This is a genomic window from Microcoleus sp. A2-C3 (genome assembly GCF_036706065.1).
In the GTDB taxonomy this organism is placed as follows: domain Bacteria; phylum Cyanobacteriota; class Cyanobacteriia; order Cyanobacteriales; family Microcoleaceae; genus Microcoleus.
Window position 1 is genome coordinate 26,898 of sequence record NZ_JAUBVX010000041.1, and the last position, 26,617, is coordinate 53,514.

The following is a 26,617-nucleotide window of genomic DNA, read 5'->3' on the forward strand; positions in this document are numbered from 1 at the left end:
TTCCATGCCTCTCAATAGTTCCTTGAAACAACAGAGTTTAGTCTCCAAACAGCCCAGGCTAGTGCTGGCAAATATCTTTGCTTTCCCACCTCACCGGGATACCCTGGGTGGGACAGCTTATTTCATTGTAGAAAACGAATCGAACATCCTGGTGGATTGTCCCGCTTGGGATGAGATTAATCAAGCCTTTTTGCGGGAAAACGGCGGCGTGCGGCTGCTGTTTCTCACCCACCGCGGCGCTATAGCCAAGGCGCGGGAGATTCAGGAAGCCACGGGCTGCGATATCCTGATTCAAGAGCAGGAAGCTTATTTGCTCCCTGGATTGAAGCTGACGGTTTTTGAGCGAGAATTTGCTGTGAGCGATCGCCTAAAAGCATTTTGGACTCCTGGCCACTCTCCTGGTTCATCTTGCCTTTATGATACTGGCAGTGGTGGAGTGTTGTTTACCGGCAGACACTTGCTTCCCAATCGAGAAGGCGCCCCGGTACCGCAGAGAACGCCAAAAACTTTTCACTGGCCGCGGCAAATTAACAATGTGCAGTCAATTATCGATCGATTTTCGCCTTCGACTCTGCAATATATCTGCCCCGCTGCGAATACTGGCTTTTTGCGAGGAAAAGGATCGATCGATCGAGCTTTTGAGCAATTAACCAATCTGGATTTAGCCGTTTGTTTGCACTCCCAGCCCGAATCCTAAAATAAAACCCTAGCTGTGATCTGATGCCGGCGATTATTACCACCGATGATTATGGAAAAAACCGAAAAACAAAAAATGCTCGCCGGCGAATTGTATTTAGCTGCGGATGAGCAATTAATTGCAGAACGCCAGCGAGCCCGCCGCCTCGCCAGAATCTACAATTCTACTCACGAAGATGAACCAGACAAACGGTTAGAAATCCTTGCCGAATTGTTTGGTGCAATCGGCCCGAAAGTTGAAATCGAGCCGCCTTTTTACTGCGACTACGGCAGCAATATTTATGCGGGAAACGGATTGTACATGAATTTTGGCTGCGTGATTCTCGACTGCAATCGAGTTAACATCGGCGAAAATTTGCTGTGCGCCCCCAACGTGCAAATTTACACTGCTTTTCATCCCACAGATCCGGAAATCAGACTTTCTGGCCGAGAGCTCGCCGCTGAAATTAATATTGGTAATAATGTTTGGATTGGCGGCGGCAGTATTATTTGCCCAGGAGTCACTATTGGCGACAATAGCACGATCGGCGCAGGTAGCGTTGTTGTCAAAGATATTCCCGCAAACGTCGTGGCTGCGGGGAATCCTTGCCGCATCATCCGGCATTTACCTTGATGTGGTACGATCGACTCACTGGCGCGATCGGCTCTTTGGAGTTTCACACAAAAATTTTAGATGTCACAACCGCCAGTTTGAGATTTTTCAGATAAAATCCCTCGGAAAAATCCGTGGCAAAAATCTCAAATCTTAAATCTCAAATCGCTTACTTTCTTCCTCCCGGTTTCCCCACTACCAAGCTTTTCTTATGACGACTGCAACAGTTTATCCCAACGCACCAGAACTCGGCACCGACGACTACATAGCAGTAGGTTTAGCCACCTGCTTCATCAAAGAAGAAGGCGAAGTTCATCAAGTAAAAGTAATCGAACCTATCCCCTCAGCAGCTTTGGAAGCAATTGTCAAGGGAATTCCCACATCTTATGAAATGGCTTGGGGGACTACTTTAGGATCGGTGTTCGACGGCGAATCACCCACAAGGCTGCCGGAATTCCCTGCCGAAGCCCAGTTTAGCGAAGAATTTGGCTTTCGGGCGATCGCCGCAGCCCGCACTTACAAAATCCGCCCCGAAGCTCAAGTTCACATTCCCCAGGGAACAGTTCGCAACGACTTTTCTTATTCTTTAGAACGCAAAAGAGTGCTGAACACCGAGCGCGTCATTCGCACTGAAGACAATGTGAAACAGCACGAACACACTCACAAGGTTCTTTAAACAAATCGCCCAACAGCATCAATTTAGCGAAAAAAGTTTTGAGATTTGAATTAAAATTTTAATAAGTTTTTTCTTCATTAATAACTCAAAACTTTTGATATTTTATGATTAAGGCAAAAGCCAAATATTTCAAGGTAGGGTGCGCCGTCCGCACCTTACCTAATCAAGATTTTATTAATAAAAACGCTAAATTTTAACTTAGGGTGCCCAGTCCACACCTTAGATGAATTATTAACAAGTATTGGTAAAAATATCAACAAGTTAATCTTTTTTTGAATTTCTCAAAAACATGGTAAAATTGTATTCCAGTTTAACAAGGTGAGCAGGCCTGCGGGAAAAAAAATCAAAAATCCCGGCAATTATTGAATGGTAGTAGTTTCAGACTACTAGCAGGCGGGCGAGTTCATCGCAGGTGATCTGAGAATTTCAATCTCACAAATTGGTCAAACCATGAGAAGCTTTGCGAAAGTAAAGTGGTGGAAATTAACTCAACTATTGCCAGCGAGATTTAAGGGCAAATACGATCTTCGCTACAAAATCGCGTTGTTAATTTTGGGCGTAACAATTCTGGCAGCTAGCATCGCTGGTTGTATCAGCTATCAAAGCGTTCGCCGCTTGATTATCAAAAATTTAGAGCGAAATGCTTTGTTAGAAGTTAAGGAGCGCGGTAACAAGATCGATCGCTGGATTGGCACGATAAAAAATGAGATCGAAACCCTCGCCAACACTCCTCCGGTGCGATCGATGAATTGGTCAGTGGCAGGGCCTTATTTAAAATCGGAAGTAATTCGACTGTCAGACTTCAAGCATTTCGCATTAATTGAACCCGACGGTTCTTATTTTACCACAAAATTTGGCAGAGCTTTGATTAATGTTAGCGATCGCCAACACTTCAAAAAGGCAATGGCTGGACAAGTCTATGTTTCAGATCCTACCATTTCTCGCACGCTCAAACAACAAAGTATTGTTCCCATTTCGGCTCCGGTATGGTCAAATCCTCTGGAGAAAAGACCAAAAAAGCCGATCGGAGTAATGAACGGTGTCATTAGCATCGATCGAATTGCGGAAGTAGTAGGAAAGCTGGAATATGAGGCGGGAACTTACGCTTTTGTACTGAATTCTCAAGGAGTGCCAATTGTCTATCCCGACGCTCGGTTAATGGGAAATATTGACAAAGCCGCTCCCAGTCTTTTAGAGTCCGCAGATACTAATTTGGCGAATGTAGTCCGGGAGATGGTTTATCAAAAAACGGGCATTGTACTAACTCAAATCAACGACGCCAGAGTTTATGTTGCCTATCTTCCTTTAGAACAAGCTGAATGGTCGATCGCCCTAGTAATTCCCAGCGATAATCTCGAAAAAGAACTGTTCGCCTTAAACATATTAGCAGCAGCTACCGCCGGACTCTTCGCCGCAGCTATTTTGGCAGCAATTGTAGCACTGAAGCTGTTTGCCGAAAATTGCATCCGCACTCGCACAGAAGCCATGATCCACCGCTTGACTAGCCGCATTCGTGCTGGCTTGCCGCTCGATCGCATCCTGCAAACTACAATAGACGGACTCGGTACCCTGCTAAAGCTCGATCGAGCAATTTTCGGCTGGTACGACCCCCGACACGATACTGTAGAATTTTGCTGGGAATATTGCCGGCAAGGTTTACCAGGGCGCTTGGGAATCTTCGGTGCCCAAACAGGGCCCTCTGGAGATTTAGCAGCAAGGCTGCATCGGTGCGAAACGATACTTCTCAAGAAAACCTCCGCCCCCGATGCCACAGGCTCTCAGGAAGCAACGCATCTCGAACTCACAGACAACCACTACGCAGCAGTACCCGTACTGACTCAGACTAATCGGCTGGGATATCTGTTCGCCTGTGCTAATCGGCGGTTTGCAAGTCCCGACGAAGTGGAAGTTTTGGAAACAATTGCAGACTCACTGGCGATCGCAATTTCCCAATCCCAACTCCACGGGCAAATTCAACAAGAACTCAAACTTTTAGAAGAAGTATTAGCCCAACTCAGAAGAACCGAAGAGCATTTAGTACAAAGCGAAAAAATGACAATAGTCGGTCAACTCGCCGCCGGAATTGCCCAGGAAATTAACAACCCAATTAACTTTATTTACGGCCGCCTGATTCACGTCAACGATTATATAAAATATTTGCTGAATATAATTCGCCTCTATCGCGAACAATATCCCCAACCAGTGCCGCGAATTGCCCAACAAATAGAAACCTTCGATCTAGATTTTATCAGCGAAGACTTGCCACAAATTCTCAATTCTCTGAAAATAGGAACCGATCGCATTCGCCAGATAGTCCTGGCTTTGCGGAACATTTCACTTCCTGACGAAGACAACAAAGAACGCGCCAACCTTCACGAAAGCATCGATAATATTCTGCTATTGCTCGCTCATCGGCTAGATCAAAAAATATTAATAGTCAAGGAATACAGCAACCTGCCGCCAATTTTGTGTTATCCCGGTCAACTCAGCCAAGTCTTCGCTAATATCCTCAGCAATGCAATTGATGCTGTTAACAGTCTTGACAAATTCAATCAAACTATTACAATTAAAACAGATATTGTCGAGCATTCTACAGGCAGATTTATTGCAGTATCGATCGCCCACAACGGTTCTCGAATTCCACCGGAAATTCAACAGAGAATCTTTGACCCGTTTTACCATACTAAATCCTTGAAAAATTTTACAGGATTGGGGCTGTCGGTTTGCTATAAAATTATTGTAGAATTGCACGGCGGGCGCATGAAAGTTCAATCTCCAGTGCAATCTCAAAGTCAATCTCAAACGGGCGGTGGTGCTGAATTTATCATAGAATTGCCGATATTTTGAACTACCTTCACTAATACCATTTACAAAAAAGCTTACTAGAACATTTTTTTTTATCGTCCATTGAAAAGAACAGGTACATCGTCATTAGGCACGAAAAGTTAATAACTTAAACAGATCCTATAGTCCTTTCTTCTATAATCTCGGAAGTAAAAGGAGGCTCTGCTTGTCAACTGTCAACTGTCAACTGTCAACTGTTAACTGTCAACTGTCAACTGAACTCTTACCCATTGTGACAGGTTGCTGATAATTAGAAGTGTAACCGGATAAAATTTTTATACTCGGTTGGGCGACTCGTAATGTTAAAGAAAGACGCACTTTACCACTTCTATTATAAATAGAACGATGTACAAGTTGATCCGTAAATAAAATAAACTCACCCGGTTTTAAAACTACCGCGTTCGCGTTCTCTTCTACTTCCTTGGGAACTCGAAAAAAATGATTCCCACTAAAAGGATCGGTGATGGTAACTTCACACTTTTCGAGTTCACTTTTCGGGATATATTCAAACCCGTTTGTCTCCGTCACTTCTGTTAAACCAATATAAATATTAATCGTTTTTCCATCCCCGGTAAGTAAATTAGGATAAATATCTCGATGCCAAAAAGGAATCAATTGACGTGAGGGATAATTCACCCATAATTCCGATCGCCATAATTTCAAATTATCCCCTAAATAAGCTGTCAGTATTTTCAATAAATTCTCATCTTGACACAGGTGCAACACCGCAGCAGAATCTAAATGTCTTTCCATATAAAATTGGCGTTGGTAACATTGAATGACCATCAACATAAGTGAACCAAATTGTAACCTCAAAAGGGCTTTTAATGCCTGAGTCAATAAAATTTTAATGGGCGGTTTTGGTAAAACTTCCTTAAAAATACGATCGCAAATATTCGCGAGTTCATCCTGATTTAAGTTGAGAGCATAAGGCCCCCATATCCCATCAGTAGCATCATGATTAATTCTCTCTTTCTCGACGGCTTGACTACAGCCAGTCCATAATAAACTTTTTTCCCATAACTCTTGACATAAATCATTATTTTTTGCTAATGTAGGCAAGGTTATTTGTTGTGCTGTTTGATTTAAAAATTTACCTGTTGTTAACTCAAATTCTGGAGAAGTTGCACATAAGAGACTACTATAGGCTCCCTTTTCTGGACTAATTCCTAAGCCGAGATATTTACTCAAACTATGACCGATCGTAATATTAGATTGTACAAAACCCGGATGAACCGCGTTAACTGTTACCTGCGTTAATTTTTGGGAAAGTTGTCTGGTTAAAAGCAATAGACAAAGTTTTGACTGGTTATATGATTCAATAAAATTTAAGGGTGTTTTTTTAACGAATAAATCCCACTTAATTCGAGTGGGTTTCAATGCTAAATCTGAGGATACTATAATCACGCGACTTGGGGCGGATTTTTCTAATTTATCTAATAATAAATAACTGAGGAGAAAATGACCTAAATAATTGGTTCCCCAAATTAACTCAAATCCTTCTTTAGTAACTCCTCTTCCGTCGAAGATTCCGGCATTATTGACGAGGATATGTAAGGGCAAATTTCTGTCTTGAAATAGTTTAACACAGTGACGCACTGACTCTAATGAGGCAAGATTTAAGGGTAAATATTCTATATTGGGATTTCCGGTAGTTTCACGAATATATGCGATCGCTTTTGTCGCTTTTTTCTGGGAACGACAAGCAATAAAGACATGATATCCCAATTTAGCTAAACCTAAAGATGTCATTAAACCCACACCGGAATTACCACCAGTAACGAGACAAACTTGCATAAATTAATTGATTTTTTGATGTTCTTGAGAGTTATTATATTACGGTTCGCGTCCTAATTTTTCAGGAAGGCTATCACATTTCCTGGAATCGTTTCGCGGGTTTTATAGCCTGACAAAGCACAAAAATCATAACCTGCTTAATCGGATGCTGATTTAGCAGGGTGGCAAAGTTAACATTTCCTAGTACATGAGCACCTGTTAAATAGTTTAGTCCGTGGCAATTTTACCAGAAATAATAATGCACAATTAATGGCGGTTCTCGATTAAGGGCGATCGACTAAAGAGCGAATTTTGCGCCACCAAGCCGCCGGCGAATCCTCCCGGCGGTACGCGACATCAAACATCGACAAAATTAGCGGTAAACCCCCCACCTTTGCACTCATCAACAAGTGCATTAGCAGACAAAAAACTAATACCGCCCAACCAGAAATGTGCAAATAATACCAAACCTGGGTCAAATCTCCAGCCGGTAGCCATTCTTCCTTAACCATACTCCCAGAGGCGATCGCAAAAGTAAGCGCTAACAACATCAACGTATTCACGATCCGGTGCAAACTATACCACCAAATAGGCTTTCCCAACTGAGTTAGTTTCCCAAAAGAATCCGGCTGCACCAAGCGTTTTTTACCTGCGAGGAAACTGTACAATGCAAAAGTCGGCATGACTCCTAGCAGCAACATCTTACCAAAAGTGCCGTGAATCCCGATAATATCTGCAATTCGAGGCACGGGCACTTTGCCGAACCGCCCGTCATAGGTGTTGTACACCAGAAATGCGGTCAAAATTGCTAAAAGGGCGATCGCAGCATTAAGCCCGTGCAGTAATCTGAGCAGCAATGGCTGATACGGTTTAGATGGCGGCATTCTCAATTTTGCTATGCGATCGATAGTCTTTCATATAATACAGCTAAAGGCGGATTTTTTCAATCCCCGAAAATTGTGAAACAAATGTGATAAAAAAATGAATGGATTATGAGAAAAACCTATTTTTATCAAAGTTTAGTGTAAAGTAAAACAGTCAAGAGAAATACTTTCCCTATAACATCTAACAGTTTACAAAAATGGATGCAGCCACTACCGTCTTCCTTTCCTTGGGACTAGCAGCAGATGCTTTTGCTGTGGCTGTTTCGAGCGGCACAGCAATTAAACATATGAAGGTTAATAAAGCTTTAAAAATCGCCTTGTTTTTCGGTGGATTTCAAGCTGTGATGCCCATAATCGGATGGTCTATCGGGCTGACTTTCAGTTTTTTGATATCTGCGATCGACCATTGGATCGCTTTTGGCCTTTTGAGTTTCATTGGCGGTAAAATGATTTATGAATCGCTGCAAATTGAAGAATGCCAGAAAAAATTTAATCCCTTAGATACGGGGACTTTGATAACGCTGTCGGTGGCGACGAGTATCGATGCCCTCGCCGTTGGTATCGGATTTGCGGTTCTGAAAGATTCTATTGCTCCGGCGGTGACTGCGATCGGATTTATTACTTTCTTTTTAGCCTTTGCTGGTGTGTTTGTCGGTCACAAGTGCGGCAATTTGTTTGCTAATAAAATTGAAATTTTGGGCGGAGCAATTTTGATTTTTATTGGCAGTAGAATCTTGTTTCTGCACTTGACAGAAGTGCCATTAGTCAGTTGACAGTTGATAGTTGACAGTTGTCTGTGGGCAGTGGGCCGTTGACAGTGGGCAGTAGTCATTAGATACTGACTAACAACTATCAACTAACAACTATCAACTAACAACTATCAACTATCAACTAACAACTGTCAACTAACAACTGTCAACTGTCAACTGACAACTGTCAACTGACAAAAAAATGGTATAACAGAAATATTGCATTAAAGGACAAAAATTAAGTGCTCAAACTTTACGGCGGAGCTCGCAGCAGGGCCTCAATTGTCAAGTGGTATCTCGAAGAAATAGCGGTTCCCTACGAATTTGTCATGCTGGATATGCAAGCAGAGGAACACTTGCAGCCAGAGTTTCTTGAAATTAACCCGATCGGCAAAGTACCGGCAATTGTGGACGGAGATTTTAAACTTTGGGAATCCGGCGCAATTTTGCTGTATTTAGCTCAAAAATATGGTAAAATCCCCGAAACTTTGGAGCAGCAAGCTCAAGTTGTGCAGTGGGTGATCTTTGCTAACGCCACCCTGGGGCCGGGAATATTTGTCGAAGCCAGCCGGGAACGCGAAACCCCGAAAATGTTAGAACCGTTAAATCGCATCTTCGAGAAACAGCAGTTTTTAATGGGCGATGAATTCGGTGTCGCTGACGCTGCTGTCGGCTCAATGTTGGCCTACATTCCGATGATGCTAAAACTTGACCTCAGTGCTTATCCGGCTGTGGTAGATTACATCAAGCGGATTTCGGAAAGACCGGCATTTAAAAGTGCGATCGGTAGCTGAAGCCATAAAGCAGAACGAAACAAAACTTAACAGCTAAAATCAGGGGCAATTGGTGAATTGCCCCTGATTTTTAATGAAATGAAACTTATCTGAACCCGACAGCCGCTTGCCAGACAAAAGCCAGCAGCAAGAAAAACACGGGAATGACCGGCAAAACATTAACCAAAGGCTCAAAAATCGAATAAGCTTCGGGCAGTTTTGCTAAGAGTAATGCAGCTTCCATGAATCAACCTACCTATCCAACAGAATTTTCATAATTGTCGCATATCTTCACCCAAGGCAATCATTATCGATCGACACTCGGTGTCAGCCAGTGGGCAAACTCTTCGGTAAATCGATCGGCCAAAATCGCCTCCCGCATCCTCCCAGTAAAGCGAATCAACTCCGTGACGTTGTGCAGCGCCAGCAAAGTATAGCTGAGTGCTTCCTTAGCCCGCGCCAAATGCGCCAAATAAGCCCGACTGAATTTTTGGCAGGTATAGCAAGGACAAGACTCATCCAGGGGAGCAAAATCCTCCCGAAACCGAGCATTTTTCAAATTCCAGCGTTCCCCGCGCACAAAAGCCGTCCCGTGACGCCCCAGTCGAGTCGGAATCACGCAGTCAAACATATCTACGCCACTCGCCACAGCCAGCGCCATTTCGCGATAGGTGCCAATTCCCATCAAATAACGGGGCTTATTTGCCGGCAACAGGGGCGCAGTAACTCTGACAATCTCTGCGATCAAATCCCCCGATTCTCCGACGCTAACCCCGCCGATCGCATAACCGGGCAAATCTAAGTCTACCAACTGGTTTGCCGCGCGCGATCGCAAATCTGGGAAAACGCCCCCCTGCACGATGCCGAACAAAGCTTGATCCGGGCGCGAGTGAGCCTGCATACAGCGTTGCAGCCAGCGGTAAGTGCGATTTGTCGCCGCCTCCACCTCGTCCCGTGTAGCCGGGTAAGGCGGACACTCATCAAAGGCCATAATCACGTCAGCGCCTAACTCGTTCTGAATCTCGATCGACTTTTCCGGTGTCAAATTAATGATACGGCCATCGCGGGGGGCTCGAAAAGTCACCCCATTCTCCGAAATAGTCCGCATTTGGCTCAAGCTAAACACCTGAAAGCCGCCCGAATCCGTCAGAATCGGGCCAGGCCAAGCCATAAATTTGTGCAATCCGCCCGCGCCCGCGACAATTCGTTCCCCCGGCTGCAAGTGCAAGTGATAAGTATTCGCCAAAACCATTTGAGCTCCCGCGTCTTCTAGATGTGCCGGGGTCAACGTTTTGACATTAGCCAGCGTCCCCACGGGCATAAATTTAGGCGTTTCCACAATACCGTGGGGAGTGCTAAAAACCCCTGCACGTGCTTGGGTATGGCTACAGTTAGCCTCACACTTAAAAGAAAATCTCCCGTTGTCTTCAGTCATTAGTCTCCGTCGATGCTTAACCGCTACTGGGCAGTCCGTGTTATCTAATCTATTGTTGTTGAGATTGAGACAAAAAACCCATGACGGGACCCAAAAAACCGAGACCAGCCCGGACTCCTCTCATAGATGCCCAAAAATTTTAGACCAAAATTTAATCTCCCAGATTCATCTGTAGAGTGAATCTAAAATCTAAAATCTAAAATCTAAAATCTAAAATCGACTGACTGGTGATTAAAACGGAGAATCATCCTCATCTAATTGCAGATCCCAGTTGCCTGAGAGTACCTGATCTACAACCGCATCCAAAGCCGCAGCATCCAAATTCCGGGCGACTTGCTCTTGCAAAGGATTGGAGAGGGGAATTAAACGCAACTGTCTTCCGTCTTGAATCAGGTCAAAATAAGCACCCTCATCAGGGGACTGTTTCAGTTCTAGGTAATCAAAACTATACACGTTCAAATAAAGCGCATGGTTGGCAATCAGGGTAGAACGGTGGGGGTTGGCGAAGACTTCGAGCACATAACCTTCTCCTTCGCTGTAAATCTTGCCATCTTGGATGTGAAGGTAGCGGACACGTCCTAAATCAAACAGCAATCTTTTGATATCGCGCTTGTTGACGACAATGCCTGTATCGATGATGCAAGGAGCAACTACCCTGTTATTCAATTGGTCGTGACTCATGGATTAAAAGCCTCTGTTGTAGTATGTTCCCGTCTTGGAAATCAGGGAGTTAGCTAGAATTCTTGGGAAGGGAAACGCGGATCTTCAGTTTAGTCATTTTAGATACGGAGCTTCGGGATCGCTGCCGGCAGAGGTTTTCCGGGGAAAATATCTCGGACAGGAGGAATGCCCGATCCAAAAAACTAGGGTGTTACAGCTCCAATTCTGGCACACGCTAAGGGATTGACAACTGCATATCAGATGAAAAATTTTCTATCTTATGGTGGATGATAAATTGGTTCGCTCTACAATCGACTTTTTCCGGAATCAAGGCGCTGCCATTGCAGCCGCAGTCGCGTTTTATACTTGTTTGCCGGTGCCGGTGTCTTGGACTTTGGAGTTTCGGGGCATTGCTCGCTTGGCTCCGGCGATCGGGCTTTTGATTGGCGGGATGCTGGGACTGGCAGATCTTGGGTTGCATTTGTTGGGTATGCCTGCTCTGACTCGATCGGCATTAGTAGTAGTTTTGGGCATTGCCATCACTGGCGGGCTGCACCTAGATGGAGCAATGGACGCGGCGGACGGGCTGGCCGTCCCCGACCCGGTGCGCCGGCTGGAAGTGATGCGGGATAGCGTTACAGGGGCTTTTGGGGCGATGGCTGCGATCGCGATCGTCCTACTGAAAACTGCCGCTCTCTCGGACTTGAGTAACTATCGGTGGCTGGCTTTGATGGGTGTGGCAGGTTGGGGGAGATGGGGGCAACTGGTGGCGATCGCCCGTTATCCCTATCTCCGCCCGGAGGGTAAGGGAGCTTTTCATAAAGAATCGATTTATTCTCCGTTTGATTTTATCCCAGGAGTGCTGTTGCTGCTGAGTTTGAGCGTACTGCAAGTTGTCTTGTCGGGCGATCGGTGGCTGTTGGCGGTGGGGATGGCTTTGGGCGGAAGTGCGATCGGAATTTTTGTCGGAGCCTGGTTTAACCACCGTTTGGGCGGCCACACGGGCGATACTTACGGTGCTGTAGTCGAGTGGACGGAGGCTTTGTTGCTGTGTCTTTTGGCGGCATTGGAAGGTTAAACAGTTGACAGTTGACAGTTGACAGTTGACAGCGAGTTTTTAGCATGGAGATTTAAACAATTAATATCAAATCCGGTAGCATCGGAATTGTAAAATCGAGTCATATAAAATCCACGCTTCATAGTCCTGTATTCATCTCTCTCTAATCTTCCTCTGTGTTCTCAGCGCCCTCTGTGGTTAAATCATTCCGATGCAACCAGAAACGATTTGATAGTTGATAGTTGATAGTTCACAGCGAAAATTAGCTCGGAGTTTTTACTGTCAATTGTCCACTGTCAATTGTCCAATGTTAACCTTGAGCGCGATCGACCGCGGCCTGCAATTTTTCCGCCAGTATCCTAACGTGCGGCTCTTTTAACATCCCCAAATGGTCGCTAGGGATATCGTGAATCTCTATTCCTCCAGTAACTACCTCGCCCCAACCCAATTCGCGATCGGCACCAAACAAGATGGCACTCTCAACCGCTTTGAAGATAGTGGCTCGACCAGAGTAAACTCCCGCTACATAGTGTTTCAATGCCTCTTCATTGAGATCTCCATGAGTGAAATTTTCCAAATAAATCGGCAAGGGACACCCGATTAATCGGTAAAATTTGCACAAAATTCTATACTGAATATGAGTAAGCATCTCGATTTTTCCCATCAGATTGCTCTTCGCTTTATTCAGAAACACACCTGGTTTTAGCCGTAACATTTTCATCACCCGTTGACCGCTTTTTATTTCAGGCAAATTTTTGAAAGCATCCGGGCCGTAAGTATCCAAAAATCCCAGCAAAGCTACCTTCTCACCTTTCGCATCGAGCTGTCTGGCCATCTCAAAAGCTACCGTCCCGCCAAAAGATACTCCTAACAGAAAATAAGGCCCGTGCGGCTGAAAAACTTGCATTTCTTTGATGTAATAAGCTGCCAATTCCTCAACTCGATTGGGGGGAGCCAGTTTTTCATCCATAATCTGGGTAGACAGTCCCAAAACAGCTTGCGATCGATCCAAATAATTCAGCAAAGGACGGTAAAATTCCAATCCTCTGCCGAGCGCATGAATGCAGAACAAAGGGGGTTTGTAACTCCCTGTTCCCGGTTGAATCACTACCATTGACGGAGACGGTGAAGACCATTCCGGTTCGCGGAGAATGTTAGCCAATTGCTCAACTGTTGGCGATTGAAACATAGCAGAAAGCGGTAGCTTTTTCCCGAAGAGTTTTTCAATTTCAGCTAACAAACGCGCTGCTAGCAGCGAATGTCCTCCTATCTCGAAGAAATTGTCCCTGATACCAACTGAATTGATGCCTAAAACTTGTTCCCAAATTTGCTGCACTTGGAGTTCTAACTTGTCGCGGGGGTTAATAGCAATTGTTTCATTGGATGGGACGCTGGCAGATTGCCACTTTTGACTTGCCAAAGCGCGGCGGTCAACTTTGCCGTTGGGGTTCAAGGGCAAAGCGTCGAGGAACACAAACCCAGCGGGTATCATGTAGTCTGGCAGTCTTTTTTGCAGGAAATTTCGCAGGGTAGCGGCGGCGAGAATTTTGCCCTCGCCCGCGACTACATAGGCTGCGAGACATTTATTCCCCGAAGCATCTAACTGAACGGCCACAGACACTTGACTCACATCTGGATATCCGGCGAGTACCGCCTCAATTTCTCCGACTTCTATGCGGAAACCGCGAATTTTTACCTGATTGTCAATGCGTCCCAAATACTCGATGTTGCCATCGGGTAGATAGCGGGCTAAATCCCCTGTTTTGTAAAGGTGATTTGCAGAAGGAAGAAGGCTTGAAGCCGATCGCTCTTCGGCATTTTTCCATCCATTTTCTTGGTTGGCGATCAAAGGATTTGGAATGAATCTTTCTGCTGTTAAATCCGGGCGGTTGAGGTAGCCTCTGGCTAAGCCTGCGCCGCCTGTATACAACTCACCCGGAACGCCGATCGGCACTGGCTGCAAGTGGCGATCGAGTATGTACACTTGAGTATTGGCGATCGCCCGCCCGATCGGAACGGAATTGCTAATTTGACTGTCTGGAGCGATCGCAAAACAGCAAGTAAAAGTCGTATTTTCGGTCGGCCCGTAGCCGTTAATTAATTGGCAGTTTGGAGCCTCTCTCAGCATTTTATGGACGTGGGGAACAGATAAAACATCCCCGCCCGCCAACAGTTGCCGCACACCCTTTAAATCCTCAATCCGCTCGTCCACCATCAAGTGAAACAGTCCAGCCGTCAGCCACAAAATTGTCACTTTAGATAAACGAACCGCCTCTCCCAGCTCTGCTAAAGATGGAGTTCCTGGCGGAAATACAACCAGTTGCGCCCCGTTAAGCAGCGCTCCCCAAATTTCCAACGTCGAAGCGTCAAAGGAAATCGGAGCCAGTTGCAGGAATACTTCGGCGGCGGTGAGGCTGGCATAATCGGTGTTTTTGACTAACCGCACTACCCCACGGTGGACGACGCAAACGCCCTTGGGTTTGCCCGTGGAACCGGAAGTATACATGACATAAGCCAGATTTTCCGCCTGCGCGAGATTGGCAAGATTGTCCTCACTTTGTGTGTTGATTTCCTCCCGCACCTGCTCCAAACAAACTATTTTTGCTTCAGTATCGGGCAGCTTTTCTGTTAAATGCTGTTGAGTTAACAGCACCGATAGGGCGGCATCTGACAGCATGAATTCCAGGCGCTCTTTGGGATAAGCTGGGTCTAAAGGCAGGTAAGCAGATCCGGCTTTGAGAACAGCTAAAAGCGAGACGATCGCATCCAGAGAGCGATCGAAACAAACACCGATTAAAACTTCCGGGCCAGCCCCCAAAGTTTGCAAGTAATGTGCTAATTGATTGGCGCGACAATTTAGCTGTTGGTAAGTTAACTGTTGTTCGCCAAAAACTAAGGCGACAGCATCGGGAGTTTGCTCTGCTTGCACTTCAAACAGTTCGTGAATGCAGGCATCTTTGGGATAATTTGTTTGAGTATTGTTCCAATCAACTAATATTTTTTGTCGTTCCGCAGCAGTCAAAATTAGCAAATTTTGCAGCGGGCATTCTGGATTGGCCACTACCGCCTTTAACAACTCCTCAAATTCCGCCATGCGAGATTGGATGGTAGCTGCGTCAAACAAGTTAGTGTTGTACTGGCACTCCAGCACCAATTTTTCTTTGGTTTCGCTAGCATTCACCGCCCATTCAAAATTTTCGCAAGTTCTGGGATTCGAGAAAGCTTCAGCTTTAAAATCTGGAAAATTAAGTTGTGATTCCGTAAGCTGCACGTCCAGATTGAAAGTTACAGGTACTAGCGGAATGCGGCTGAAATCTCGGGCTAAGGCTAGTTTTTTGACCAGGGTTCCGAAGGTGATTTGCTGCCTTTCGCAGGCATCTAAAATCGCTTTCCGGCGCGATCGCAAATAATCGATAAAAGATTGTTCGCCGTTAATTTGGCTGCGGATGGGCAACAAGCTGACGCAGTGTCCGGCAAGTTTTTCTTGACCTCCAAACAACTGTCCGGCTGACGGCATTCCGACAATCAAATCCTCTTGGCCGCACAAGCGGTACATAAATGCTTCAAAACCAGCAAAGAGAGTTGTAAAAAAACTGCAACCTGCTTTTTTGCCCAGACGTTTGAGGTTAGCAACTAAATCGGGATTTAGTTCCCAATCTTCTCGCGAACCATTGTAAGTTCTCAAAGCAGGCCGCGGTCTGTCTGTCGGCAAATCCACCACCGGAGTTGTGTCGGAAAAAAGCTTTAACCAATAGTCTTCTGCGTCAATAACTTCGGTGCTTGTTGACTGTGCTTCTTGTAAAATTGCGTATTCTGTAAAACTTTCTGGTTGGGGAAGATTGGCGGCTAATCCTTGCTTTTTGGCAGAGTAAATTGCTCCCAAATCGGGAAATAAGATGCCCCAAGACCAGCCATCGCAAATAATGTGGTGACCGGTGATAATAACGATGTGTTCCTGTTCTTGCAGCTTAATAATTTGACTGCGAAACAGCGGCCCGCTGACTAGGTTGAATGGGCGATCGACTTCTTGGCGGCGCAAATAAGCTAATTTCGATTCGCGATCGCGATCGTCCAAAATTGACAAGTCAATCGTTGGAATATCGAGGGCGATCGACGCAGCAACGCAAAGAGTCGATCCGTCGGGGCTAAATGTTGCCCGCAGCGCATCGTGTCGCTGCACTAATTCCTGAATGGAAAATCGCAGAGATTCAAGATCGAGGTTTCCTTGCAATCGCAAACACATCGATTCGTTGTAAGCACAATTTGCCTCATTTCCCATTTGCACGGCAATCCAGATTTCTTTCTGCGCTTCCGTGGGGGGTACGCAAGCAAAAAGTTCTCCGCCTGCGAAAGGATCGAAGTCTACAGCAGTTAGTTTTGGTGGTATATCTGCGGTTGTTTTCATCGGCTTTTAACGGTAGAATAACTGATCTAGATAATGTTTTTTAACCGCAGAGGGCGCAGAGGGCGCAGAGAGAGGAGGTAAGCAGAGAGAGAGAATCATAGGGGTATCAAATCGGATCAGCATGGGAATGATGAATTTCTTTCGTTTTTCTCTGCTTGCTCTGGGCTCTCTGTGGTTCAATCAGAAGTTATGTTGTGTTCGCTTTGTACTGCTACGCAGAAGCAAGCTACAATCGAATTTATTAATCTGTCCCCATCAATTTTTCGCGAGCACTAAGCACCGCACCTGCACTTTTTAGATAGGCTTTAATCATCTTGGCTTTGAGGGAATTTTGACCTCTAGAAATGCAGCATTCGTTCGTAAAAAATTCCCAATTTGATTCGCAAAGCTGGTCAAATGCTACGGAAATTGTTAAAGTCAGCGACCTTGCAGTGTGATACCACCCACAGGGAATAAACAGTGTTTCACCTGCTGAGATGATAATTTTTGTGGGCGTAGCTTCAGCAAAAAGCGGATATTTTTTTAGGTCTGGATTGTGATGGTTTTCAATCTCAGACAGCCAAGGAGCATCTGGTTTTGGGTAAAGATACTTTTGCTGTTCCGGCGGAAAAATTGTAAATTCTTTTTCTCCGTAAATTTGATTGATATATGCGTAAAGCCCGAGAAAATCGTAATGCAAATAAGGAAATTCTCCCCCTGGGCCGCCAAAGAATATTTCTAAGTCGTACAAATTATCGAGCAGCATTTTCGGGATTAAGCTGCTGTGGGTGCGATCGGGTTTGGCAATGCTCGGTCGGGGAGAGACATCAGGCTCTAAATCGGCAAAATCTTTGCGGACATTGAGTTTAAAAGGATAGGGAGCCGGATTTTCTTTGGTGGAATTTTTCAGCAAGTCGAACAATTTTGTGAGGGTGTAAATCTTGCCACCTATTTCTATTTCGCGATCGCCAAAATTGTCTTCAAAATACTCTGGGGTAAATTTCGCTGCTGCGGGCCAATTTTTTGATAAATCGGTGAAAATAACTGGTTTGCCGGGATTGCGGTACTCGCTGACAAATTCCTGGTGAGTCAGGCCTGTGCGGCGGTCTATTTGAAGAGCTTTTGCTGTTTGGAGCATTTGGTTTTTTCCTGTGTTGTTTAGTTGAAATTCATTGCCGATGTGAAAATTATTTACAGGTAGATTGAGATTTATCGTTTGGTGGGGGCGGGTTTTTTAGACGATCGATTTCAGGCAATTATTGTTGGTGAACCCGCCCCTGCCGGATTTAATTGCCAACTTTAACAATCAATTGGATAAATTATCTCCTACTTGTAAATGTTTGCCTGGGCGCTCTGGATCGGCTACGTACCAAGCGGGATTACCGTTAGGATCTCGCCCTAATTTTGCACCGGGTACGGGAGCATTTTGGGCGAAAGCAGTTGAGGACTTTCCTCCATTAATATTACTGTGATTGTGGAATTCGATCGCCCTCACAGCTTCCTCAGATCCACCGGCTAAAAATCCGGCTGACTGCAATTCGGCAATACTGTTTTTAAATGCTTCCTTGATAAAAGCAATATCTGCGTCGGAATGGGCTAGCGTCAGGAAACACGGGCGGTGATCCCAAATGTGAATGCCTTTTTCCCGCAGCGAGTAGAAGAGCAATTCTCCATGAGAAAAATCTTGCGGGTAGGAGATTTTGAACAGGGAACCAAAGTTTTTAACCGTGAAAGGTGTTTGCTCGCGATCGAACATGGCGCTCAATTCTGCAACTAATTGGTCAGTTTTGGCATTGAGATCGCGCTGCAATGAAGGCCCGCCCCGTTTCAAATATTCGAGGGATGCTTTGGCGGCTGCTAAAGTCAGCGGATGGCGGACAAAAGTTCCTGCAAAATAGGTAACGCCAACTTCGGGGAACGAGTCATCTCCGAATTGCCAAAATCCGCCGTCAAAAGCGTCCATCCAGGCAGACTTGCCCGCAATTACCCCGATCGACATTCCGCCGCCGACAACTTTGCCATAGGTACCGATATCGGCTTGTACGCCGAAATATTCTTGAGCGCCGCCCGGTGCTACTCTGAATCCGGTAATCACTTCGTCCATGATGAAGGCGCAACCGGCTCGATCGCAAATCCGGCGCACTTCGTGGAGGAATTCTCGCGGTTGCCAGTCGGGGCGGCGGCTTTGTACCGGTTCTACCATGATGGCTGCAAAATCGCCCGCCCGCGCTTTCAGGATTTCCAGGGATTCGGGTTCGCCGTAGTCGAGGATCAGGGTATTGTCAACTGCCGATTGGGGAATTCCCGGTGCTCCTGGGAGCGATCGCAATTTCTTAGTCCCCCGCACGATTACTTCGTCGAAAATTCCGTGATAGTCTCCGGTAAACGTGACGATCGTACTGTTGCCGGTGACGGTGCGGGCGAGTCGCATTGCACCCAGAACTGCCTCAGAACCGGTATTGCAGAAGGCGACGCGATCGTGCTTGGTCATTTCGCACACGAGTTCGGCGACTTCCCCGGCTAGCGGTGTTTGCGGCCCGATTTCATACCCGCGCTGCATTTGAGCGGCGATCGCTTCTGTAATAAATGAAGGCGAATATCCGAAAAAGTTCGACCCGAAACCGTTGGTTAAATCTACATACTCGTTACCGTCTTCATCCCAAAGTTTGGAACCGGACGATCGCCCCACCACGATCGGATAAACCAACTCTTTCATCGTCCGGTTAAAGCCGGAAACTACACGCGGATCTGCGAGGTGGTGGCGGTGAGTCTGAGTGTACTGTTTCGATTTTTGGGTTCGCGCCGTATACCGCTTGACAAATGTTTCTAAATATGCTGTTTGCGATGGAGTTAAGCCACCGCGATCGGATGTGTCGATGCGGGCGGCCGCGCCGAATACTTTTTTGGGCTCGGCCGTGGGTTCGGCGGATGGTGCAGGTTGGGCGGTTGGGGCGATCGTGCTGCCGTTATTGCTCGATTGCGGGATATGTTGCACCGGTGCGGGGGGCTGCACCATTTGAGGTGGGGCTGTCGGTGCAGGCTGTGCGGGAACACCGCCACCTAACAATTCTAGGTGTCGCGACATAATCTGCAACTGCTGGCCAATCAAGTATTCGAGGTTGCTCGATTGTACGGGTTGCAAGATGTAAGGTTGCGGGGCGGGCAGATTTACCGGGGCGCTGGCTGCAATTGGTGCTGCAATTGGTGCGGGAATTGGTGCGGGAATTGGTGCGGGAATTGGTGCGGGAATTGCTGCGGGAATTGGTGCGGGAATTGCTGCGGGCAAAACTTCCGGCGGCAAAGATCCGTCAATAAATTCAGATAAAGTTTCGAGACTGGGGAAAGTTTCTAGTAGCTGGCGGAAGGTAATTTTAACCTTAAATTCTTTTTGCAGGTTCAGCGCTACTTGAGTCAAAGACAGAGAATCCAAACCCATTTCTAAAAACGTTAGATCGTCACTGACGCTGCCTAAATCTTCACCCGAAGTTTCTTCTAATATATTTTTGATTTGGGGAATGAGTCTTTCTTTGCGAGCTGGTTGTTGGGTTGCGACTTGTGAATTTGACATTGGTAATGAGTTGATAGTTGTTAGTTGGGCATCGGGCATTGGGGATTGGGGATTGGGCATTGGGGATTGGGCATCGGGCATTGGGAGTTGGGAATTCTCCCCCTCTCCCCATCTCCCCCTCTCCCCGTCTCCCCCTCTCCCCGTCTCCCCCTCTCTCCGCATGGGTTCTATCCAGAAGCGTTTGCTCTCGAAGGGATAAGTTGGCAAGGGGATGCGATCGCGCGTTTCCTCCTGATAAAAACTCTGCCAGTCGATCGACACTCCGCAAAGCCAAAGCTGTCCGGCTGCGCTCAACAAAGAAGTCCATTCAGCGTTGTTATCTGGATTATCGGTTAGAGAAGAAATAGCGACTTGTTTTTTCAAATCTTTGGATTGTTTGCGAGCCAAAGTAGCAGCCGTTGTTCTCGGCCCGACTTCCAAAAGCACGCGATTCGGATCTTGCCACAGCTCTTTAATGCCGTCGGCAAAACGCACTGTCGCCCGCAAATGCCGCGCCCAATACATCGGATCTGTTGCTTGTTCTGCGGTGATCCAACTAGCAGTTACAGTCGAAACAAAGGGGATAGTTGGTGCTGACAATTGCACTTTTTTGACATATTCACCGAAAGGTTCGACGATCGAATCTACCATCGGCGAATGGAAAGCGTGGGAAGTGTGCAAGTGTTTGCAGACAATCTTTTCGCTGGTTAATTGCTGTTCAAAAAGTGCGATCGCATCTGTCGGCCCAGAAACCACGCACAAATCCGGCGCATTCACCGCCGCCACAGCCAAATCGCCACTCAAGCGCCCTTCGACTTGCGCCGCCGGCAGCCGTACCGACAGCATCGAACCCCCCGGTAAATCTTGCATCAAGCGCCCCCTCGCAGCCACCAGCATCAGCGCATCTTCCAGGGAAAACACGCCGGCGATAGTTGCCGCGACAAATTCGCCAATGCTGTGCCCGATCGCACCTTGGGGAGTTACGCCCCAACTCTGCCACAGTTGGGCCAGCGCGTACTCTACGGTAAATATTGCAGGCTGAGTCAAAAAGGTTTGGCGGAGAGATTCGGCGGCGGCGGTTTCATCGCTACCGGGATATAGCACTTGGCGCAAATCTAGGCCTAAATGCGGCTCCAAAATTTCGGCGCAGCGATCGACCGTAGAGCGGAATAAAGGCTCAGATTCGTACAAATTCAAGCCCATATTGACGTATTGCGCCCCTTGTCCCGGAAACATGAAGATTACCGCCGGATTTCTCGATTCGGTGCAGCGGGTGGCAGTGCGTAGCGGTGGCAGCGATGCGAGTAACTCTAGGGCATCGGAGCGATCGCTGCAAACGGCGAAACGGCGGTAATTAAAGGCTTGTCGCCCGGTTTGCAAGGTGTAAGCAGCATCGGCGATATCGATTTCTGGGTTTTCGGCAAAGTGCGATCGCAAGTTGGCGGTAGCCGCGTCCAAAGCAGATGCTGTTTTTGCCGACAGCAGCAGCAACTGTTTGGGGCGAGAAGGGCTTGACGGTGTGAGTGCCGGCGCTTCTTCGAGGACAACGTGAGCGTTGGTACCGCCAACTCCAAAGGAACTGACTCCGGCTCTTCTGGGCGTTTTCCCGGCTTTCCATTCCGCAAGTTCGGCGTTGACGTAGAAGGGGCTGTTGGCAAAGTCGATCGCCGGATTCGGTGTTTCGTAGTGGAGAGTGGCGGGTATTTGTTGGTGTTTGAGGGCTAAAGCTGTTTTAATCAGCCCCGTGACTCCGGCGGCGGCGATCGTGTGTCCGAAGTTGCTTTTGATGGAGCCGATCGCGCAAAATTGTTTGGCTGTGGTTTTGAGAGCAAAGGCTTGTGTCAAAGCTGCAATTTCGATCGGATCGCCGAGGGGAGTTGCCGTGCCGTGGGTTTCGACGTAGGATATGGTTTCTGGATCTACACCTGCCATCGCCTGCGCCATCGCGATCGCGTCTGCTTGGCCGTCTACGCTGGGCGCTGCGAAGCTGACTTTGGCTGCACCGTCGTTGTTGAGGCCGACACCGCGAATTACCGCATAAATTGTATCTCTGTCGGCGATCGCCTCTTCCAAACGCTTGAGTACCACAGCCCCAGCAGCGTTGCCGAACACAGTCCCTTCAGCCTTGGCATCAAAAGGTTTGCAATGTCCGTCGCTAGAAAACATCCCCCCTTCTTGATACAAATAACCGCTATTTTGGGGGGCTGTAATCGAAATCCCGCCGGCGAGAGCTAAATCGCATTGATAGCTCATCAAAGCATAAAAAGCTTGACAAATTGCAACTAATGATGTAGAGCAAGCGGTATGAACGCTGACGCTCGGGCCCTTGAGATTCAGCTTGTAAGAAGTGCGGGTAGCGATGTAGTCTTTTTCGTTCCCTACCATCACCTGAAACTCGCCGGCGCGGGAAATTATGTCCGATCGCCCGGCGATGTTGTTGGGATAATAAGTATTGTTGCCAGTGCCGGCATAAACTCCGATCGAACCGTTAAAAGTATTCGGATCGCAGCCTGCATTTTCGAGGGCGGCCCAAGCTATTTCTAAAAAAACCCGTTGCTGCGGGTCGGTAATTTCGGCTTCGCGGGGACTGACACCGAAAAATGCAGCATCAAAGCGATCGGCCCCGTCAATAATTCCTCTAGCTTTGACGTAATTTGGAGCTTGTTGGAGGGCCGGATCAACACTGGGGTCTAGTTCCGCATCGCTGAAAAACGTTGTAGACTCGACTCCCCCGCACAAATTCTGCCACAGTTCAGTGACACTTGCAGCACCGGGAAAGCGGCCGGCCATGCCGATAATGGCAATGCCGTCAAGTTCTTGATTTTCTTCGGAATCGATTGAATCATTCATAAATTTAAGTTAAGTAAAATCAATTTAATCGAACGTCAAACAAAAATAAATCAACAACTTACTGTATAAATTTTCCTTCTTCCTCCTTCTTCCTTCTTCCTTCTTCCTTCTTCCTTCTTCCTTCTTCCTTATTCCTTCTTCCTTCGATTTAGCCTCTTTTAGTAGATTGCTTCGAGCGACCAAAAGCAGCTTTTTGTCGATCGGCCCTATCTTGAAATTTGTTACTAGACTGCTTCGTACTTTCTCCTTGGTTTAAATAATTGGCCAATTGGGCGATCGTCGGATGCTGGAACAATTTCACAACTGGCAAGTCTTTTTGTAGTAGATCCCGCACTTGCACAGCAATTTGCAGAGTCATCAGAGAATTGCCTCCAATCTCGAAGAAATTGTCATGAATCCCCACGCGATCGAGCTTCAGCAACTTCGACCAAATGCCCGCTAGCACTCTCTCCAAGTCGCTCTGCGGTGCCGCGTAACCCTGCGACTGTTCAGGTCGCTGCGAGTCAGGTGCTGGCAGGGCGCGGCGGTCAATTTTGCCGCTGGGAGTCTTCGGCATCGCCTCCACAGTCACAAACAGCGCAGGCACCATGTAATCGGGGAGTTGCGATTGCAATTGGACGCGGAGATCGGCAATTGTCAGTTGCTCTTCTGGATTGACTGCTAAATAAGCCACCAATCGTTTGTCTCCCGGTGTATCTTCCCGCGCTAGCACTACAGCTTGTTTTACCGCCCGATGTTTTGCTAGTGCAGTTTCGATTTCTCCCAACTCTATGCGGAAGCCGCGAATTTTTACTTGACCGTCAATGCGTCCGATGTACTCGATATTACCGTCGGGCTGGTAGCGAGCTAAATCTCCTGTTTTATAAAGGAGATGCGATCGGGCAAAATTAGATATTTCTTGGCTTTCAGCAATCTCTGGTTTCTGTGCATCTTCCTCCAATCTAAAATCGTTTAAGGGATTGGGAATAAATCTTTCAGCAGTCAAGTCGGGGCGGTTGAGGTAGCCGCGCGCCAAACAGATACCTCCAATGTGCAATTCTCCCGGAACGCCGATCGGCACAGGCTCACCATTCATGTGTAACAAATATATCTCCGTATTGGCAACAGGGCGGCCGATGGGAGGCAGTGCGGGCCAATTTTCCGGCGGGCCGCTGAGGGTATAAGCTGTGACAACGTGGCTCTCCGAGGGGCCGTATTGATTGTGCAGGGTGCAATTTTCTAGCTGCTGAAAGAAACTGGTTATGTAACGGTTGACTTGCAACTGTTCGCCGGCGGTGACTACTTCGCGCAGGGATTTTGGTACTAGCTGATAGCTATCGGCGGCTTCTGCTAAGTGTTGCAGGGCGATGAAAGGGAGAAATAGTCTTTGAATTTTTTCTGTGTCGATTAGCTGCAACAAACTCCGCGCATCTCGCCGCATTTCTTCGGTGATGAAAACGAGGGTGCCGCCGGCACACCAAGTACAAAACATTTCTTGAAATGAGACATCGAAGCTGAGGGAGGCAAATTGCAGGGTTTTGGCTGCGTCTTCCAAGGTGGAGTTTTGCAATTGCCACGCAATTAGGTTGACTAGGGCGCGGTGCGGGAGGAGCACTCCTTTGGGTTTGCCTGTGGAACCGGATGTATATATTGTATATGTTAAATTGTCGGGAGATAGGGTGTTAGCGGGGTTTTCGGTGCTGTAATTGGCGATTTCTTGCCAGTTTTCGTCCAAAAAAACGGTTCGCGCTTGATGTTCCGGCAAGCCCGAAACTAAGTGAGATTGTGTGAGTATAACGGGAGTTTTGGTGTCGGCTAACATGAAAGTCAGCCTTTCTTTGGGATAAGCTGGATCGATCGGCACGTAAGCTGCGCCTGTTTTGAGAATGCCTAAAACGGCGATCGCAATTTCTAAGGAACGTTCCATGCAAATCGCGACTAAAACATCGGGCCCGACTCCTAATTCCTGCAAGTAATGGGCTAGTTGATTCGATCGCGAATTGAGTTCGCGATAGGTAAGCTGCTGTCGGGAATTGTGGGGAAAAATGGCGGCAATGGCATCGGGCGATCGCTCAACTTGCGCTTCAAATAATTGGTGAACGCATTTGTCGTCGGGATAATTTGCCTCAGTTTGATTCCAGGCCTGCAATTGAGCAATTTCGGCTGCTGTCAGCATTGACAATTTGCTGATTTTCTGCTGGGGATTCGCGGCTATACTTTCGAGCAAAGTTTGCAGGTGTCCCAACATTCGGGTAATGGCATTCTGATCGAACCGCTGGCGATCGCCCGCAATTTTCAGCAGCAATTCGTCTCCCCCGTATCCGTAAACTGTTAGGGGAAAACTCGTCTGTTCTAAAACCTGAAATTCTCGATTTTTCCTGTCACCGCCTAGAGATTGCAAGGCAGAATTGAATTGGTATTTTTCAACTACTAGCAAGCTTTCAAATAAAGCGCTGCTGCGGGAGATTTCGCTCCATTCTTGAGTTTTTGCCAGCGGTACGTTACTGTATTCTTGCAGCGCATTCCATTGATTTTGCAGTTGTTTCAGCCAATCGATCGCTGGCATTTCTGGCGTGACAATTACTCTCAGCGGCAAAGTATTGATGAACAATCCTACTGCTGGTTCTATTTTTTCTGTATTTGGCGATCGACTGTTGCAAATAGATCCAAATACTACATCTTCCGAACCGGAACAGCGGCTCAAAACTAAAGCCCAAACTCCTTGCAGCAGGGTATTTAAGGTTAGTTTTTTTTCTTGAATTAGAGAGTTTAAAGCTGCGGTAACAGTGGTAGAAAGCCTTATTTCTGGCAGTGTCGGCAACAGGCCAGATGCCACTGGTGTCAAGTTAGGGTCAAACCCGCAGTCCGGCAGGGGTTCAAACCCCTGCCTCAAAGCTGAAGTCCTCTGAAGAGGACTGAATAACTCATCAGTCCTCTTCAGAGGACTTTCGCTATTAGACAGGGGTTTAAACCCCTGGCGGTCTTTCGGGCTGTCTTTCGGGCTGTCTTTCGGGTTAAGTATCTTGCCCGTCCTGGAAACACCGCCAACCAAAGGGGTAGGATCTGTGAAACCACTTAAGTATTGCCTCCAAAATGCTTTTGTTTTCGAGATATCTTGCAGCATTCGATCGCTGCGATCTCGATCGCCATTTGGCGGTGTTAATTCTAATTGCCGATCGCCAGTCAGGGCTTCGTACAAGGTAAAAACTGCTTGCAAAACAGTTATTGCCGAGGTACTGTCAAGCAAAATATGGTGATAAGTCCAGATGAGTTTGTATTCGGTTTCCGCAACTCGGAACAAAGCCAAACGCATCAGCGGCGGTTGAGTGAGGTCAAATCCTTGCAGGCGATCGGCTTGTAAAAAAGTTGCGAGTTGGCGGGTGCGATCGTCCTCCGAAAAACTGCGCCAGTCTTCGTCAACAATTGGTACTTCGACTTGTTGGTGTACAGTTTGCACCGGCACTTCTCGATCCAACCAACTAAAACTCGTTCTCAAAACTGGATAGCGATCGACACTTTGGCGCCAAGCTTGCACAAAAGCTGAAACATTCAATTCTTCGCCCAGGCTGCACAGTACCTGTTCGATATCTACCCCTGACTGTTGGCCCGAAAGGCCCTCGAACAACATCCCCTGCTGGATCGGTGAAAGTTGATAGGAAGATTCGCTATTAGTTGTTACAGATTGGGGACGGTCGGCTGCTGGCCAAGACATACT

17 protein-coding genes are annotated in these 26,617 nt (G+C 47.1%); 7 read left to right on the forward strand and 10 right to left on the reverse strand.

Annotated features, from left to right (window positions below; all coding sequences use genetic code 11):
* The first annotated feature begins 22 nt into the window (after nucleotides 1–22).
* The 4 genes from QUB66_RS21005 to QUB66_RS21020 all read left to right on the forward strand — a co-directional run bounded on the left by QUB66_RS21005 (nucleotide 23) and on the right by QUB66_RS21020 (nucleotide 4,811).
* Complete coding sequence (locus QUB66_RS21005; RefSeq protein ID WP_332971267.1) at nucleotides 23–697, forward strand: MBL fold metallo-hydrolase; 675 nt, start codon at nucleotides 23–25, stop codon at nucleotides 695–697.
* 51 nt (nucleotides 698–748) lie between these two features.
* A complete protein-coding gene (locus tag QUB66_RS21010) occupies nucleotides 749–1,309 on the forward strand; it encodes a sugar O-acetyltransferase (protein WP_332969555.1) in 561 nt (186 codons plus the stop codon).
* A gap of 190 nt (nucleotides 1,310–1,499) precedes the next feature.
* Entirely contained in the window at nucleotides 1,500–1,964 is a 465-nt protein-coding gene (locus QUB66_RS21015) for a hypothetical protein (protein ID WP_332969556.1), read from the forward strand.
* Between the two features lie 450 nt (nucleotides 1,965–2,414).
* Nucleotides 2,415–4,811, forward strand: coding sequence for an ATP-binding protein (locus QUB66_RS21020; RefSeq protein WP_332969557.1), 2,397 nt, complete (start codon nucleotides 2,415–2,417; stop codon nucleotides 4,809–4,811).
* Between the two features lie 201 nt (nucleotides 4,812–5,012).
* On the opposite strand, the gene QUB66_RS21025 is transcribed toward QUB66_RS21020, so the two are convergent.
* Together QUB66_RS21025 and QUB66_RS21030 are read right to left on the reverse strand one after the other, a co-directional pair.
* A complete protein-coding gene (locus QUB66_RS21025; protein ID WP_332969558.1) occupies nucleotides 5,013–6,605 on the reverse strand; it encodes an SDR family NAD(P)-dependent oxidoreductase in 1,593 nt (530 codons plus the stop codon).
* A 263-nt stretch (nucleotides 6,606–6,868) separates the two neighbouring features.
* Complete coding sequence (locus QUB66_RS21030; RefSeq protein ID WP_265235373.1) at nucleotides 6,869–7,468, reverse strand: cytochrome b/b6 domain-containing protein; 600 nt, start codon at nucleotides 7,466–7,468, stop codon at nucleotides 6,869–6,871.
* Nucleotides 7,469–7,665: 197 nt separating this feature from the next.
* Between QUB66_RS21030 and QUB66_RS21035 the strand changes: the two genes are divergently transcribed.
* Together QUB66_RS21035 and QUB66_RS21040 are read left to right on the forward strand one after the other, a co-directional pair.
* The gene (locus tag QUB66_RS21035; RefSeq protein ID WP_332969560.1) at nucleotides 7,666–8,241 is read left to right on the forward strand and encodes a manganese efflux pump MntP; all 576 of its coding nucleotides are present in this window, start codon (nucleotides 7,666–7,668) and stop codon (nucleotides 8,239–8,241) included.
* A gap of 218 nt (nucleotides 8,242–8,459) precedes the next feature.
* Nucleotides 8,460–9,011: a glutathione S-transferase family protein gene (locus tag QUB66_RS21040; RefSeq protein WP_332969561.1), complete on the forward strand. Its 552-nt coding sequence runs from the start codon at nucleotides 8,460–8,462 to the stop codon at nucleotides 9,009–9,011.
* A gap of 85 nt (nucleotides 9,012–9,096) precedes the next feature.
* Here QUB66_RS21040 and QUB66_RS21045 read toward each other — a convergent pair whose 3' ends face one another.
* The 3 genes from QUB66_RS21045 to QUB66_RS21055 all read right to left on the reverse strand — a co-directional run bounded on the left by QUB66_RS21045 (nucleotide 9,097) and on the right by QUB66_RS21055 (nucleotide 11,106).
* Nucleotides 9,097–9,234: a photosystem II reaction center protein K gene (locus QUB66_RS21045; RefSeq protein ID WP_006634808.1), complete on the reverse strand. Its 138-nt coding sequence runs from the start codon at nucleotides 9,232–9,234 to the stop codon at nucleotides 9,097–9,099.
* A gap of 63 nt (nucleotides 9,235–9,297) precedes the next feature.
* Nucleotides 9,298–10,425, reverse strand: a complete 1,128-nt coding sequence (gene tgt, locus QUB66_RS21050; RefSeq protein WP_265235370.1) for a tRNA guanosine(34) transglycosylase Tgt — start codon at nucleotides 10,423–10,425, stop codon at nucleotides 9,298–9,300.
* Between the two features lie 231 nt (nucleotides 10,426–10,656).
* On the reverse strand, nucleotides 10,657–11,106 hold the full coding sequence (locus QUB66_RS21055) for a hypothetical protein (protein ID WP_265235369.1): 450 nt from the start codon (nucleotides 11,104–11,106) through the stop codon (nucleotides 10,657–10,659).
* 259 nt (nucleotides 11,107–11,365) lie between these two features.
* On the opposite strand from QUB66_RS21055, the gene cobS reads away from it, so the two are divergent.
* Nucleotides 11,366–12,163: an adenosylcobinamide-GDP ribazoletransferase gene (gene cobS / locus QUB66_RS21060; protein WP_332969562.1), complete on the forward strand. Its 798-nt coding sequence runs from the start codon at nucleotides 11,366–11,368 to the stop codon at nucleotides 12,161–12,163.
* Nucleotides 12,164–12,452: 289 nt separating this feature from the next.
* Here the strand turns inward: cobS and QUB66_RS21065 are convergent, their stop codons facing one another.
* From QUB66_RS21065 to QUB66_RS21085, 5 genes are all read right to left on the reverse strand, one after another.
* A complete protein-coding gene (locus QUB66_RS21065; protein WP_332969563.1) occupies nucleotides 12,453–16,547 on the reverse strand; it encodes a non-ribosomal peptide synthetase in 4,095 nt (1,364 codons plus the stop codon).
* Between the two features lie 241 nt (nucleotides 16,548–16,788).
* Nucleotides 16,789–17,664, reverse strand: a complete 876-nt coding sequence (locus QUB66_RS21070) for a cupin-like domain-containing protein (RefSeq protein WP_332969565.1) — start codon at nucleotides 17,662–17,664, stop codon at nucleotides 16,789–16,791.
* A gap of 168 nt (nucleotides 17,665–17,832) precedes the next feature.
* Complete coding sequence (locus QUB66_RS21075) at nucleotides 17,833–22,923, reverse strand: aminotransferase class III-fold pyridoxal phosphate-dependent enzyme (protein WP_332969566.1); 5,091 nt, start codon at nucleotides 22,921–22,923, stop codon at nucleotides 17,833–17,835.
* A 24-nt stretch (nucleotides 22,924–22,947) separates the two neighbouring features.
* Complete coding sequence (locus QUB66_RS21080; protein ID WP_265235364.1) at nucleotides 22,948–23,106, reverse strand: hypothetical protein; 159 nt, start codon at nucleotides 23,104–23,106, stop codon at nucleotides 22,948–22,950.
* Nucleotides 23,072–26,614 (reverse strand): non-ribosomal peptide synthetase, encoded by a 3,543-nt coding sequence (locus QUB66_RS21085; protein WP_332969568.1) that lies wholly within the window; start codon nucleotides 26,612–26,614, stop codon nucleotides 23,072–23,074. Before QUB66_RS21085 ends, QUB66_RS21080 begins: the two co-directional genes overlap by 35 nt.
* Nucleotides 26,615–26,617: the final 3 nt, after the last annotated feature.